16 protein-coding genes are annotated in these 12929 nt (G+C 68.6%); 3 read left to right on the forward strand and 13 right to left on the reverse strand.

Annotation, left to right across the window (positions count from 1 at the left end):
* Positions 1-4: 4 nt before the first annotated feature.
* Entirely contained in the window at positions 5-1435 is a 1431-nt protein-coding gene (locus C492_RS03470; RefSeq protein WP_008420512.1) for an MATE family efflux transporter, read from the reverse strand.
* A gap of 82 nt (positions 1436-1517) precedes the next feature.
* The gene (locus C492_RS03475; RefSeq protein WP_008420514.1) at positions 1518-2609 is read right to left on the reverse strand and encodes a geranylgeranyl reductase family protein; all 1092 of its coding nucleotides are present in this window, start codon (positions 2607-2609) and stop codon (positions 1518-1520) included.
* Positions 2610-2647: 38 nt separating this feature from the next.
* On the opposite strand from C492_RS03475, the gene C492_RS03480 reads away from it, so the two are divergent.
* Complete coding sequence (locus tag C492_RS03480) at positions 2648-2995, forward strand: hypothetical protein (protein WP_152424792.1); 348 nt, start codon at positions 2648-2650, stop codon at positions 2993-2995.
* Here the strand turns inward: C492_RS03480 and C492_RS03485 are convergent.
* The 8 genes from C492_RS03485 to C492_RS24435 all read right to left on the reverse strand — a co-directional run bounded on the left by C492_RS03485 (position 2983) and on the right by C492_RS24435 (position 6913).
* Positions 2983-3192: a hypothetical protein gene (locus C492_RS03485; protein ID WP_008420518.1), complete on the reverse strand. Its 210-nt coding sequence runs from the start codon at positions 3190-3192 to the stop codon at positions 2983-2985. The two genes, C492_RS03480 and C492_RS03485, sit on opposite strands and share 13 nt — an antisense overlap.
* Positions 3193-3266: 74 nt before the next feature.
* Positions 3267-3836 carry a GTP-dependent dephospho-CoA kinase family protein gene (locus tag C492_RS03490; RefSeq protein ID WP_008420519.1) on the reverse strand — a complete coding sequence of 190 codons (570 nt, stop codon included), beginning with the start codon at positions 3834-3836 and terminating at the stop codon, positions 3267-3269.
* 1 nt (position 3837) lies between these two features.
* Complete coding sequence (gene spt4 / locus C492_RS03495; RefSeq protein WP_008420521.1) at positions 3838-4035, reverse strand: transcription elongation factor subunit Spt4; 198 nt, start codon at positions 4033-4035, stop codon at positions 3838-3840.
* A 2-nt stretch (positions 4036-4037) separates the two neighbouring features.
* Complete coding sequence (locus C492_RS03500) at positions 4038-4607, reverse strand: DNA-directed RNA polymerase (protein ID WP_008420522.1); 570 nt, start codon at positions 4605-4607, stop codon at positions 4038-4040.
* Entirely contained in the window at positions 4608-4994 is a 387-nt protein-coding gene (locus C492_RS03505; RefSeq protein ID WP_008420524.1) for a PIN domain-containing protein, read from the reverse strand. It lies immediately after the preceding gene.
* 13 nt (positions 4995-5007) lie between these two features.
* Positions 5008-6261, reverse strand: a complete 1254-nt coding sequence (locus tag C492_RS03510) for a translation initiation factor IF-2 subunit gamma (RefSeq protein WP_008420525.1) — start codon at positions 6259-6261, stop codon at positions 5008-5010.
* Positions 6262-6447: 186 nt separating this feature from the next.
* Positions 6448-6672, reverse strand: a complete 225-nt coding sequence (locus tag C492_RS03515; protein WP_008420526.1) for a hypothetical protein — start codon at positions 6670-6672, stop codon at positions 6448-6450.
* A gap of 97 nt (positions 6673-6769) precedes the next feature.
* The gene (locus C492_RS24435) at positions 6770-6913 is read right to left on the reverse strand and encodes a hypothetical protein (RefSeq protein ID WP_008420527.1); all 144 of its coding nucleotides are present in this window, start codon (positions 6911-6913) and stop codon (positions 6770-6772) included.
* Between the two features lie 99 nt (positions 6914-7012).
* On the opposite strand from C492_RS24435, the gene C492_RS03520 reads away from it, so the two are divergent.
* Both C492_RS03520 and C492_RS03525 read left to right on the forward strand, forming a co-directional pair.
* Positions 7013-7996 (forward strand): DUF5787 family protein, encoded by a 984-nt coding sequence (locus C492_RS03520; protein ID WP_008420528.1) that lies wholly within the window; start codon positions 7013-7015, stop codon positions 7994-7996.
* Positions 7997-8176: 180 nt separating this feature from the next.
* Positions 8177-9448: a divalent metal cation transporter gene (locus C492_RS03525; RefSeq protein WP_049892661.1), complete on the forward strand. Its 1272-nt coding sequence runs from the start codon at positions 8177-8179 to the stop codon at positions 9446-9448.
* Positions 9449-9458: 10 nt separating this feature from the next.
* On the opposite strand, the gene C492_RS03530 is transcribed toward C492_RS03525, so the two are convergent.
* The 3 genes from C492_RS03530 to C492_RS03540 form a co-directional block, all read right to left on the reverse strand.
* A complete protein-coding gene (locus C492_RS03530) occupies positions 9459-10661 on the reverse strand; it encodes a M20 family metallopeptidase (protein WP_008420530.1) in 1203 nt (400 codons plus the stop codon).
* A 2-nt stretch (positions 10662-10663) separates the two neighbouring features.
* Positions 10664-12109 carry an APC family permease gene (locus C492_RS03535; RefSeq protein WP_008420531.1) on the reverse strand — a complete coding sequence of 482 codons (1446 nt, stop codon included), beginning with the start codon at positions 12107-12109 and terminating at the stop codon, positions 10664-10666.
* 82 nt (positions 12110-12191) lie between these two features.
* The gene (locus tag C492_RS03540; RefSeq protein WP_008420532.1) at positions 12192-12920 is read right to left on the reverse strand and encodes a helix-turn-helix domain-containing protein; all 729 of its coding nucleotides are present in this window, start codon (positions 12918-12920) and stop codon (positions 12192-12194) included.
* Positions 12921-12929 lie beyond the last annotated feature (9 nt).

A 12929-nucleotide genomic window follows, 5' to 3' on the forward strand; every position in this document is an offset into this window, starting at 1 on the left:
GTTTTCAGCTCGCTTCGGCGTCGGGACGGTACCGCCGGCTGACGGCCTTCCAGCGCCCGCGCCGGAACAGCCAGTAGTTGATCCCGCCCGGTACGTACGTCTCGAGCAGGAACGCGAGGTAGAGCCCCCCGACCCCGAACGGGGTGACGAGCCCGAGCGCTGCCGCGGGTAGCGCGAAGACGTACCGACCGATCAGCGAGGCGACCAGCGGGAGCCGGGTGTCGCCCGCGCCGAGCAACGCGCCCGCCGCGGCGCCGTCGACGCCGAGGCCGATCGCGCTGACGGCGCCGACGGCGACGAACGTCGCGGCCAGCGAGACTTCGGCGGGCTCGCTCACGAACAGCCCCGCGATCGGGTCGGCGAACGCGACGACGGCGCCGGCGATCCCGACGTAACAGACCACCGAGAGCCGGACGATCCCCTCGCCGTAGGCGCCGGCCTCCTCTTCGTCGTTTGCGCCGAGGTGTTGACCGACCAGCGAACTCGAGGCCAGTCCCATGCCCCAGTTGACGCTGTTGATCAGGCTGCGGACGCGGCGGCCGACCTCCAGGGCGGTGACGACGACCGGGCCGAACGAGGCCGCGATCCACAACAGCGGGAAGACGACGACCCCCTGGGCGAGTCGGCGTCCGATCTCGGGGATGGAGATCTCGACGAGGTCGCGGATCACGCCGACCTCGAGCCAGGGCCCCTCGAGGGCGATCGGGACGGGGCTGGGCTCCATCCCGAGAACGCCGTAGGAGCGCCCGATCATCCCCCACGCGAGGACGACCGTGACGAACCCCGTCGAGATCGTGGTGCCGAGCGCGGCCCCGGCGGCCTCCATCTCGAGTCCGAAGATGAAGACCGCGCTGAGGACGACGTTGAGGACCGCGCCGCCCGCTCGAGCTACCATCTCCGTGAAGGTGTCGCCGACGCCGGTGTAGGTTCGGCTGGCGATCAGGTTCAGCATCTCGAAGAGGGCGGCCGGCGCGACGTAGACGAGGTAGGTGCTGCCGTGGACGAGCGCCTCGGGGCCGGCGTCGAACAGCCCGATCAGCCGATCCGGGACGAGGAGGAACGCGACCGCCAGCGGCGCGGAGAGCGCGGCGGCGAGCACGACGCTCTGCGTGACGACCAGGGACGCCCGCTCGCTCTCCTCGCCGCCGTAGTTCTGGGAGACGAGGCTGACGGTGCCGCCCGCCAGCCCGAGTCCGAGCATGGCCACGATCTCCCAGTAGGCCAGCGCGAAGGCCAGACCGGCGGTTCCGGCGGTGCCGACGGCGATCCCGACCATCGCGAGGTCGGCCGTCTGCTTGGACATGATCGCGGCACCGGTGACGATTCGGGGCCAGGCCAGCGAGACGGTCGGGCGCAGTCGCTCGGCGTCGATGACCCCCAGTCGCTCGAGCGCGCTCGCGACGAGTGCGGCGATGGCTGCCAGCCGTCCGGTCATCGATCGAGTGTTTCGTGACGAGGGGCTTCGGTTCGTCGCCTGCGGTTCCGGGAGACCACGCTCGAGCGACGCCTCGCGGGAGTCACGGTCGCAGCCGCGAGAACATCGCCTTCAGGTGGGTCGGCGAGACCAGCGACGTCGGCCGATCCATGTGGACGCCGATCTCTCCCGACAGCGCGCTCAGTCCCAGGCGCTGGACGGGTTCGGGCAGGGAGTACGCTCGGCGGATCCAGTGGCCCAGGCGCTGGTCGCGTTCTAAGTCCTCGCGCCAGGCGCGCTCGTAGGCCGCGAGGCTGGTCGGCCGGTCGGGATCGATCTCGCGGGCCGCGTGGTCGGCTGCGGTCGTCCCGTAGAGGATCCCGCCGCCGGTGAACGGTTTGGTCTGGGCCGCGGCGTCGCCGATCAGGAAGGCCCGGCGGCTCGTCACCCGATCCGCGGGGCCGATCGGGATCGCGCCCGAACACCGGCGGGCGACGTCGATCTCGTAGCCGTCGATCAGCTCCTCGAAGTGTTTGGTCACCTCGACGCCCGGCGGGGCCGCGAGGCCGTACTCGACGCCGGCCTCGCCGCGGGGGATCCGCCAGGCGAAGAACGTCGGCGGCGTGAGGTGGACGTCGACGAAGTCCTGGTGGTCCGCCTCTTCCGAGAAGGCCAGCACCCCGTGGAGGAGTTCGTCGGGTTCGGGGAGGTTCAGCTCCTGGCGGACCCTCGAGCGCGGGCCGTCACAGCCCGCGACCATCTTCGCCTCGTGGGTGACGGGACCGTCGGGACCGCTCGCGACGACCTCGACGCGGTCGCGGTGTTCGGTGACGCTCGTGACCGAGCGCTGTTCCCGGACGTCGGCCCCGGCCTCGCGAGCGAGATCGGCGAGGTGGCGATCCAGCCCGACGCGGTCGATGACGTTCGAGGCGACCTCGCGCTTGTAGAACGGGTAGGCGTCGCTGCGGGGACCGCCGACGTGAAAGCGCGCGCCGTAGATCTCGTTCTGGAGCAACTCCTCGCGGGCGCCCTCGCCCGTCACGCTCCAGACATCCGTACTGACGTGGCCCGAGCAGGCAAGCGGCGTGCCGATCGTCCCCTGCTCGAGGGCGAGGACGTCGTGGCCCCGCTCGGCCGCCCGGCGAGCGAACCGCGCCCCGGCGGGACCGACGCCGACGACGACGAAATCGTACATGTTCCCTACGTCTCACTCGGACGGTAAGAAGGTCTCGAGTGTCGCTCGCCGGGCGGGGCGACGGCCGCGTCCGCGTCCTCGATCTCCGACGGCAAGAGTTATTTTATCCGATAGTACCGCGAGGTGCGCAAGCCGGACGCGCGGTCGACGAACGGATGCTCGAGCGCGAGCGCCGGCTGCTGGCCGTTCTCGCGGGCACGTCGGCGCTCCTGTTCTCCGAGACGACGTACGTCTTCGGGGCGCTGGGGTTCGGGGTGGCGACGCTGTACTACGCCTGGCAGGCTCGAGGCGATTCGGGCCGACGGGAGCCGTCCGAAACCGATACCGCCTGCGAGCGGACCCGGTTCTCCGCGTCGAAGCGCAACCGAGCGTCCTACGGCCTGTAGGCGATCTCCTCGACGGCGACGACTAGCCGGTAGAACAAAAACAGAACGAAGGCGGAAATCCCGACGGTACCCGCGACGAACAGCCCCAGGAAGACCTGGCCGGTCAACAGGGTGTACGCGAGGGTCACGAGGAGACCGACGACGAGAGCGGCGCTAACGGCGGTCGGGAATTCGGGGTGTACGGTCGCGGACGGCATACGCGGTGGCTGTCCCCACCGCTACAAGTGCTTTCTGTAGGACCTCGGCTCTCGAGGCCGCCCGTCGGTTCGGCCTACTCCTCGAGCAGCTCCCAGAACCGCTCCTGGTCGCCCTCGAATCGCTCGAGCAGGGCCCGGGCCTCCGCACGCAGTTCGTCGTCGACGACGACGTGGACCATCCCCTCGTCGGGCTGGCCGTAGACGACGCTGGCGCCGTCGGGCGCGACGACGATCGCCGGGAGCACGACCAGGTCCTCCTCGCCGTCGACCAGCACCGTCGTCGGCTCCTCGCGCTCGAGGCTCTCCCGGAGCGTCTCGACGACGTCGGCGGTGAGCTCGGCGGGCGGGTTCCGTGCCTCGACGCTGACCCGCTCGGTGACGGTCTCGCGGATCTCCGCCTCGACGAGTTCGCGTTTGGTCCGCTCGTCGACGAGCGCGACGTCGGGCTCCCGGCCGGCGCGGACGAGGTGGTAGGTGACGACGTCGCCGACGGCGATCAGCGGCCCCGATACCGCCTCGAGGAGGACGTCGGCGTCGGTCTCGATCGGCCCCATCGGCTCCTTGAGTTCGTGGCGCAACTCGTCGGGCAAAACCAGTAGCTGATCGTCCGCGCGGGCGTCGTCGCCGTCGTCGTCGCGAGCCACGTTACCGGACCTTCAGCGCGTACGCGCCGGGTTCGGTGACCTGCATCTCCGTGGCGATCTCGCTGTCCTCGGGGTGGGCGATGACGACGTAGCCCGCCCAGTCCTCGGTCAGCGAGGAGGAGTTACAGGAATCGCAGGTGTCGCTGTCGGGATCGTTGACCCGGTGGCACTCGCGACAGACGAGTCGATCGGATGCCATCGTTACTCACCCGTGGCCGCTTCGCGCTTCTCGTGGTCCTCCTCGAGCCAGCCGTGCTTGCCGAGTCCGGGCTGTTTCGCGGTGAGACCGATCTTCGAGTCCCGGGGGTTGCGCTCGTCGATGCTCTTGGTGACGATGCGCGCTCGAACGGCGTCGTCGACTCCCAGCGTGCGGTTGGACTCGTTCGAAGCGAGTTGCTGGTTCTCGCCGTCGAAGGCGAGGTACTCGTCGGAGATCTGCGAGACGTGCAACAGGCCGTCGACGGGGCCGATCCCGACGAAGGCGCCGAACTCGACGACCTCGACGATCGTGCCGTCGACGACCTCCTGCATGTCCGGATCGAAGGTGACGGCGTCGAACTCGGCCTCGTAGTAGACCCCCGGCTGGTTCGGGAGCACGGCCCCCTCGCCGATGTCGTGGACCTCCGTGATCGAGACGACGCTGCCGACCTCCTCGTCCATGCGCCCCTCGAGTTTGTCCTGCAGCAGTTGCTTGACCAGCTTCGGCGAGACGTCACCGAGCGCCTTCGGCGGTACTTCGACCGTATCCGTTAGTCTGACCCGTTTGTACATCTATGGTTGAGTGATTGCCAGCTTGTTTCTCCCGCGTAATGCAAGTACCGGTATGCTCGCCTCGAGCACCCGGTCGCGCAGCGGGCGATCGTTCGTGACGACGTAGTCGACGCTTCCCTCGCGGGCCAGCTCGACCAGGGCGTCGTCGGCGTACGATTCCTCCGTGTCGATGACGAGACAGCGTTCGGTCGCCAGGTCGTGACCGACCGAGGCGGCGGTCCCCTCGGTGCCGCCTTTCTCCGAGAGCCGCCGGAGCTCCTCGATGACGGGCTGGGGCGCCACCAGTTCGGCGGCCCCGATCACCCGCTCGAGTTCGTCGAACAGGCGGACGTCGAGTTCGACCGGCATCATCAACGCGCTCGTGTCGAGGGCGACCCGGGTGCTCATACTCGCTGTCGTGTTACTCCCGAAGCGTTCCCAGTCCGATCAGGCGCCAGCGGGCGCCGATCCGACGATTGATCGCGATCTTCGAGCCCGGCTCGGCCGAGACGGGGCGTTTGAGTTTGACCTCGCACTCCCCGCTGCGGGCGCTGGTGACCGCGCCGACGGTCGTCGCCGTTCCGACGGTCATCATCAGGGGCTCGCCGGTGCTGATCTCGTCGACGGCCGCGGCGTCGCCCTCCTGGCTCGCGTCCTCGACGTTGCCGACGACGCGGTCGAGCAGGTCGACGTCCATCGTGAACTGCTCCCAGATCGGCGGCAGCGATCCCGGCGGGCCCGCGATCTGTCCGGCGAGGGCGTCGCCTTTCGTCAGCGACGGGTCCAGCCCGGTTCCGACTCCGAGCAGTCCGCCGGGGGTGACCCGCTCGGCGTCGGCGCCGCCGGCCTGGAGCGAGCGGACCGTCGTCTGGATCGGCACGTACTCGGTCTGACCGCCCTCCTCGACCTCCCGTCCCGGACGGATCTCGAGGTCGTCGCCGACCTCGAGTTCGCCCCGGATGAGGCTCCCGCCGAGGACGCCGCCGGCGAGGTTCTCGGCGGTCGTTCCGGGCTTGTTGATGTCGAAACTCCGGGCGACGTGCATCCGAGGATCGGTCTCGGGATCCCGCTCGGGCGTGGGAATCTCCTCCTCGATCGCCTGGATCAGCAGGTCGAGGTTGACCTCCTGGCCCGCCGAGACGGGGACGACGGGAGCGTCCTCGGCGACGGTGCCGCTGACGAACTCCTGGATCTCCTCGTAGTTCCGTCGGGCCTGCTCGGCGTCGACGAGGTCGACCTTGTTCTGGGCGATGACGATGTTGTCGATCCCGATGATGTCCAGCGCCATCAGGTGCTCCTCGGTCTGGGGCTGGGGGACGGGTTCGTTTGCGCTGACGACCAGCACCGCGCCGTCCATCAGCGAAGCCCCCGAGAGCATCGTCGCCATCAGGGTCTCGTGGCCGGGCGCGTCGACGAACGAGACGGTACGCAGCGGCTCGCTCGGCGACCCGTCCGCACACTCCTGCTCGACGGTGTAGCGCTCGGGTTCGTCCAGATCGGGACAGTGCCGGAACGTCGCGTCGGCGTACCCCAGTCGGATCGAGATGCCGCGTTTCATCTCCTCGCTGTGCTGGTCGGTCCACGATCCGCTGAGTGCCTGCACCAGCGTCGTCTTGCCGTGATCGACGTGGCCGACGAGTCCGATGTTCACCTCCGGTTGTTGAGTTCCTGCCATAAGACGATGAGTAATCTTAGGTAGGAGTTCCCCCGTGCGACTGATAAACCTACTGTTCTCGGGGCGTATCACGCCGCCGAAGCGTCCCGAGCGGTCGGACCGTTTCCGTCTCGAGGACGGCGCCGTCGATCCCCGCCGTCTTCGATCGCGGCAAGCGGCGCCGACGCCGCGCTCGAACCGGGCTGCTCACCCCGCGTCGTCGGTCGACGCCGATCCCCCGTCGACGTGCGGTTCGTTCGACAGCCCCGAACCCTCGTCGCTCTCTACGAGTTCGAACTCCGTCGAGCCACACCGACAGCTCTCGCTGCCGATCGCCTTGATCGTTCCGTCCGGCCACTGCCTGGCCGCGTAAACGGCGCCACAGTCCGAACACTCCGCGAGTTCTCTGGAAACGTCGTCCCGGTTCGCCATTCCTCACCGGGAGGTTGTGGCGTTCGTAAATCAGCGTTTCGCTCGCGGTGGGCCGCGAACTGCGGGCGCTCGGAGTAACGAGACTGCGGAGCGACGATCAGAACTCGTAGTGTGCGATCTCCCCGGAGCCGCAGCCGGAACACGCCTCGGCGTCGGCGGTCAGCTCCCGTCCGCAGTTTCGGCACTCGTAGCGCGTCGTTTCGCCGCGGCCTCGAACACCCAGTGCATCGAGTACCCCCATACACCGCCCGGCTTCGATCCGGAGGGTGATTAATCCTGTTGTTTGGAGTGACACTGTGTCGCACCGAACCGACCCCTTTTCTTTCCGTCGGCCGTCGGTGTGTCCGTGAGCGAGTTCGCGTTCGAACTCGAGCTGTGTGCCGCCCTCGAGGCCCGGAGCGATCGGCTCTACGCCCGCCAGCTCGGCGCGGGCGTCGCCGATCCGGGCGGTCGCGTCCTCGACGTCGTCGGCGTCGAGCCCCGCCCCGCCTTCGCGGATCGAGCGGGGATCACGGCCGAGTCGATCCCGGTGGCGGCGATCGACTCCCGCGTCGGCTCCGGCCGCGCGCGGTACTGGAAGGACGCCTTCGACTGCCACCCGAAGCGGGCCCGGCGAGCGACCGACCGCGCGCTCGAGGTCGGCTTCTTCGAGCGCGAGCGCCGAAACGGTCGGGACTACGTCCGGCAAGTCGCCCGGTATCCCGACTGGTACGGTCGCCTCCTCGGGATCGAGAACAAGCCCGATCTCGGGCGGCCGGGGGATCTCGAGAGCCAGCTGCGAACCGACGTCAGCCTCGGCGTCGTCGACGAGGTCGTGCTGGCGACGGAGAGCTACGTGACCGGCGCCCACCGCAATCGGATCCCCGAGGAGGTCGGTATCTGGCGCGTTCACCGCGAGGCCGGAGCGGTCCGCGAGATCGACGTGCTCCGGGAACCGACGCCGCTGGCGGTCGCCGACCCCGGCGTGGAGCCCCTCGAGACCTACCCCGGCCGAACCGACGTCGCGGTCGCCTCGCCCGAGGCGAAGGCCCGCACCCGTCGCCGGATGGCCGAACGGGCCTACGGCAAGGGGTGGCGAACCTACGGGCTGCCCGGCTGTGCGCGCTGTCGAGCCGACGACTCGAGCGGCGCGACGCTGCCGTACTGCGAGTGGGCGGATCGGGTCGTCGACGCCGGGAGCGACTGCGGGGCCGGCTGTCCCGGCTACGACCCCGCGCCGGCATCCGACGTCGACCTCGAGGCCGAACGGGATCAGCGGACCGACTGGATCGCCGATCCGGACGGGAAACGTCGAGCGCAATCGGGGTTAGAGCGATTCAGCTAAGCGAAAACCCTGCGCTCACAAACCCCTCAGTTTCGGGTTTTCGGGCGCTGTTCCCATGGTGGACTGGAAGCTGAAACGCTGGCCCTTTTCCGTTCGGAGTCGCTATATTCGGTTGAATTCGCAGTACTATCTCTGTAGGTTGATCGAACCGCCCGCAGATAACGACGGGAGATCTAATTCATGGGTACAACTGAAAGCGTTACGAGGAGAATCGGACAGGAAATATCGGAGGCGGTGAGCGAATACGGGCTGGCGTTCGTCATGGTCGCCAGTTACTTCGGCTCGGGCTCGGTGTACATCGCGAGCCAGGCCGGCCTCATGCACGGGTACACGCTGCTGTGGGCCGTCGTCGGCGCGGTGTTGCTCGGCGTGATGGCCCAGGACATGAGCGCGCGACTCGGCATTCACGGCGAGCCGCTCATGATATTCGTCCGCGAGAAAGTCGGAACGAAACTCGCGACGCTGATCGCCGTCTTCCTCTCGATCGGCTGTGTCGCCTGGACGCTCGGGCTCGTCGCCGCCGTCGGCGCAGGGGTCTCCTTCGTCACGGGCGGAGCCATCGCCTGGCAGCCCGTCGCCGTCGTCGCGACCCTGGCCGCCATCGGCGTCGGCCTGCTGAACTACCAGAAGATCGAACAGCTGATGATCGCGATGATGCTTTCGGTGATGGTGCTGTACCTCGTCGTCGCCGGTCCGAGCAATCCCGACCTCGGCGCCGTCGCGCTCGGATTCGTTCCGACGGCGGATTCCCTGGGCGCGCTCGCGATCGCGGCCGGCCTGCTCGGCACGACCGCGCTGTGGCCCAACTTCTTCCTCGAGTCGATCCTCGTCGAGGAGAAGGGCTGGACCGAGGAGAGCGACGTCTCCGACGCGCGAAGAGACCTGATCGTCGGCTTTACCGTCGGCGGAATCACCACGATCGCGATCCTGGTCGTCTCGGCAGCGGTGTTACAGCCGCTGGGATTCACCGAACTCGAATCCTTTATTACGCCCGGTGAAGCTCTCGTCGAGGTACTCGGCACCTGGGCGATGGTGCTGTTCATCGCCGGCGTCACCGCCGCGGCGTTCAACAGCATCATCCCGATCATGTGGACGCCGGCGTACATCATCCCGCAGGCGATGGACATCGACGTCGATCAGGGCAGTCGCCTGTTCAAGCTCGTCTTCGTCGGACTGACCGCCACGGGATTCGCGTCGCCGATCGTCAGCAGCGTCCTCAATCTGTCGGTCGTCGACATGGTCATCCTCTTCCCGACGTACAACGGAATCTTCGGGCTCCCGCTGGCCGCGCTGTTGTTGTTTTGGGCCGTCAACGACCGCGAGACGATGGGCGAGTACCGCAACACGACCCTGCTGAACGTGGTCAACGCCACTCTCGTGTTACTGGCGCTCGGGCTGGCGCTCTCGTCGGTACGAGACTTCCTCGGCCTGTTCTTCGGCGGCGGGTTCTAGCCTCGCCCGCTCACCCGAGGTAGTCCGACGCGGCCGCGACCAGGATGCGAGCCACGTCGACGACCTCGTCGGCGTAGACGAACTCGCCGGCCCCGTGGACGTTCTCCCCGTCCGGGCCGAGGATCACCGTCGGCAGCCCCGCGCGGTGGCCGAGGTAGTTGAAATCGCCGACGCTCGAGAAGTAGCCGATCGCGGGGCTCGTTCCGGTAACCGACTCCGCGCCCGCCTCGAGCGATCCGACGAGCGGGTGGTCCGCGTCGGTGAGGTACGGCCCGTAGTAGACGTCCGACGCGGGCGCCTCGCGGAAGCCGATCTCCACCGCCGAATCGAGCCCGAGCCCGTCGGCGACGCGCTCGGCGTCCTCGAGGACGTCGTCGGGTCCCTCGCCCGGGACGACGTGGCGGTCGACGAGCAGGCGACACGCATCGGGAACCGACAGCGTCTCGCCCCCGCCTTCGATCGACAGCGGGCAGACCGATCCCGCGCCGAGCTTCGGGTGGGTGCCGACGTCCATCTCCGCCAGCGCGGCCGCCAGCCGCCCGGCGTCGACGACGGCGTTCGTTCCCTCGTGGGGCTTCGAGCCGTGGGCGGCCCGTCCGCGGACGCCGATGTCGTAGAGGAATCGTCCGCGAGCGCCGAGCAGGAGCGCCGGGTTCTCGAGGTCGGACTGGGCCAGGACGGGACCGGGCTCGGTGACGATCGCGGCGTCGCAGTCGCCGACCACCCCGTCCCGGAGCAACTGGTTCGTGCCGAGCCCGTAGGGGCCTTCCTCGTCGACGACCGCCGTAAACAGCACGTCGCCCCGCAGGTCGGCGTCGGCCAGCGCCCGGACGGCGACCATCGCGGCCGCGAGCCCGCCTTTCATGTCACAGGCGCCCTGTCCGTAGCACCTGCCGTCCTCGAGGCGCCCCGACAGCGGATCCTCGTCCCAGCCGTCGACGATCTCGACCGTGTCGACGTGGGCGTTCACCAGCAGCGTCGGCGCGTCCGGATCGGTCCCTTCGAGGCGCGCGAGGACGTTGTTCCCCTCGTAACCGGTGAGTTCCGGCTCCGAGACGGGGTGGTACTCGGGCTCGAGGCCCGCCTCGGCGAGCCAGTTGTAGACGAACGCGACGATCTCGTCCTCCTCGAAGTAGGGGCTCTCGATTCGGACCAGTTCCTGGAGCAGTTCGATCGTCGCGTCGGGGTCGATTGCGTCGGGTGTTCCGGTCATGGTTAGTCGTCCGCCGGCTCGCGGCCGTCGGGAACGGTCGACTCGTCGGCAGCGCCGTGCCCGCCGCGGATGTTCGGGTCGTACTCGTCGGTGGGGACCCCGGGCAGGGTGTCGAGGATCGATCCGACGTCGGTGTCGGCCCGTCGGCCGAGGAACCAGTAGAGGCCGAAGATCCCGAGGCCGACGGCGAGCCATGGAAGGAAGATCGGCAGCGACTCGACGTAGGCCTGGGAGAGCAAGACGAGACAGCCCCCGAGCCCGAGCAGCCCTGGGACGAACAGCAGCGCACCCGGATCGAACGCCGCCTTCGAGCGCAGCGTCGGCTTTCTGAGGTAGACGTACATCGCGGTCAGCGACGTCGCGCCGTAGGCGATCAGGTAGCTGAACGTCGAGATCGCGATCACCTGGTCGAGCCCGCTCGTCCAGAAGGTGAGCCCCGTCGAGACCACGAGCAGCGTCAGCAGCGACCAGTGGGGCGTCCGCCAGCGGTCGTTGACCGCCGAGAACCGCGCCGGAAACACCTCGTCCCATCCCCAGCAGTAGGGGAGCTTGATTCCCGCGGCCATCACGGCGTGGACGCTCGAGGCGGTCGCGAGCAACCCGCCGAAGCCGACGACGGCGGTCGCGTTCAGCGGCAGGAACGTCTCGGCGGCGGTCGACAGCGGGCGCTCGGAGTTCGCGAGGACGGTGTAGTCGCCGACGACGCCGTAGATGACCGCGGCGGTCCACATGTACAGCGCGATCAGGATCAGCGTCCCGCCGACCATCGCCAGCGGGAGGTTCCGGGAGGGATTTTTCACCTCCGCGCCGATCTCGCCGGCGACGGCGATTCCGATGTAGGCGTAGAACAGCGGCACCGTGGCGGCGAGCGCGCCGTCGAACCCGCCCGTGAAGAAGGGCGTGTAGTTTGTCGCTTCGACGGTGAACGAGCCCGGCACCACGAGCACCAGGATCGAGACGAGAAGCAGGACGAAGATCGCGTTCTGCGAGACGCTGTACCGGCGAATGCCGAGCATGTTGACCAGAAACAACACCGCGATCAGCCCGGCGCCCGCGACGCGCGGATCGACCCCGGCGTAGAACACCTGCAGGTAGTTTCCGAAGCCGATGGCCAACACGGCGACCGCGGCCATGTACCCCAGCCACAGCGACCACGTCGCGACGAACCCGCCCAGGCGGTTCCTGAAAGCCCGCGAGACGTACGAGTACGTCGATCCCGCCGCGGGGAAGATCGTCGCGAGCCAGCTGTAGTTGATCGCGATAGCCATCGCGACCAGCCCCGAGAGCGCGATCAGGAGGATCACGCTCGGCCCGGTCGTCGAACTGGCCGTGCCGATCGTCACGAACAGCCCGGCGCCGAGCGTCCCCGCGACGACGGTCGCGATCGCGGCGAACGGGCCGACGTCGCGCGAAAGGCTCCGTTCGGACTTCGAGTCGTCGCCTGTCATGCTACAGAATGGCACGGAGTTCGGCTTATGCCCCCTCCCTAGATACTGCGGGTCGCCGCGCCTACCGCGGCGGGGCGACGGCTCACTCGGGGGGATCGAGCAGCTTCGCCTCCGCCTTCCGGAGGTGTTCTAAGAACGTCGACTCCGCGACGCCCAGCTCCGCGGCGAGTTCCGCGGCCGTCACCTCTCGGGGCCAGCGGTAGTAGTGGCGCCGTCGCGCGAGTTCGAACACTTCCCGCTGGCGCTCCGAGAGCCGATCGGTCCGGAACATCCCGTCGGCGACGTCGTCGCGAAGCGTCGTCATCGACTCGACGACGACGTCCGCCGACTCCGCCTCGCGGACCTCGTCCAACCGCTCCGCGACCGTCGCCCGGTCCTCGTAGGTGACGACCGTCCAGTGCTCGCGTCCGTCGGCGATGCGGACGGGTTCGTCGGGGATGAACCCTCGCGAGACCAGCGCGTCGTTGATGCTGTTCGCGAGGTCGTACTGGACGATGAGCCCCGTCGTCGCGTTCGCTCGACCGGGCGTGGCCGCCTCGGTCGCGTGGTGTCGATCCACCGTCCAGACCGCGTCGACGAGCGGGGAGGCGTCGATCGCCGCGAGCAACTCCTCGAGTTCGGCGGTCGACCGGGCGTAGGCCGTGAACCGACCGGTCGCGGTCTCGTCGATTCGGTGGACGCCGTGACCGAGCAGCCCGCCGGATTCGGCCCCCGTGACCTCGAGCGTCCAGCACTCGGGGTGCCAGATGTCGAGCTGTAGCCGCGAGCCGACGTCGGCGTCGGAGCGCTCGGTGGTGTCCGGTGACGGCAATATACTCCC

The sequence above is a fragment of the Natronococcus jeotgali DSM 18795 genome (genome assembly GCF_000337695.1).
GTDB lineage: Archaea > Halobacteriota > Halobacteria > Halobacteriales > Natrialbaceae > Natronococcus > Natronococcus jeotgali.

What these genes read in the sequence shown, in the direction of transcription:
- C492_RS03470 (WP_008420512.1), bottom strand. Translation starts at nt 1,435, where the DNA reads ATGACCGGACGGCTGGCAGCCATCGCCGCACTCGTCGCGAGCGCGCTC.
- C492_RS03505 (WP_008420524.1), bottom strand. Translation starts at nt 4,994, where the DNA reads ATGAGCACCCGGGTCGCCCTCGACACGAGCGCGTTGATGATGCCGGTC.
- spt4 (WP_008420521.1), bottom strand. Translation starts at nt 4,035, where the DNA reads ATGGCATCCGATCGACTCGTCTGTCGCGAGTGCCACCGGGTCAACGAT.
- C492_RS03535 (WP_008420531.1), bottom strand. Translation starts at nt 12,109, where the DNA reads ATGACAGGCGACGACTCGAAGTCCGAACGGAGCCTTTCGCGCGACGTC.
- C492_RS03500 (WP_008420522.1), bottom strand. Translation starts at nt 4,607, where the DNA reads ATGTACAAACGGGTCAGACTAACGGATACGGTCGAAGTACCGCCGAAG.
- C492_RS24435 (WP_008420527.1), bottom strand. Translation starts at nt 6,913, where the DNA reads ATGGGGGTACTCGATGCACTGGGTGTTCGAGGCCGCGGCGAAACGACG.
- C492_RS03510 (WP_008420525.1), bottom strand. Translation starts at nt 6,261, where the DNA reads ATGGCAGGAACTCAACAACCGGAGGTGAACATCGGACTCGTCGGCCAC.
- C492_RS03485 (WP_008420518.1), bottom strand. Translation starts at nt 3,192, where the DNA reads ATGCCGTCCGCGACCGTACACCCCGAATTCCCGACCGCCGTTAGCGCC.
- C492_RS03515 (WP_008420526.1), bottom strand. Translation starts at nt 6,672, where the DNA reads ATGGCGAACCGGGACGACGTTTCCAGAGAACTCGCGGAGTGTTCGGAC.
- C492_RS03525 (WP_049892661.1), top strand. Translation starts at nt 8,177, where the DNA reads ATGGGTACAACTGAAAGCGTTACGAGGAGAATCGGACAGGAAATATCG.
- C492_RS03475 (WP_008420514.1), bottom strand. Translation starts at nt 2,609, where the DNA reads ATGTACGATTTCGTCGTCGTCGGCGTCGGTCCCGCCGGGGCGCGGTTC.
- C492_RS03530 (WP_008420530.1), bottom strand. Translation starts at nt 10,661, where the DNA reads ATGACCGGAACACCCGACGCAATCGACCCCGACGCGACGATCGAACTG.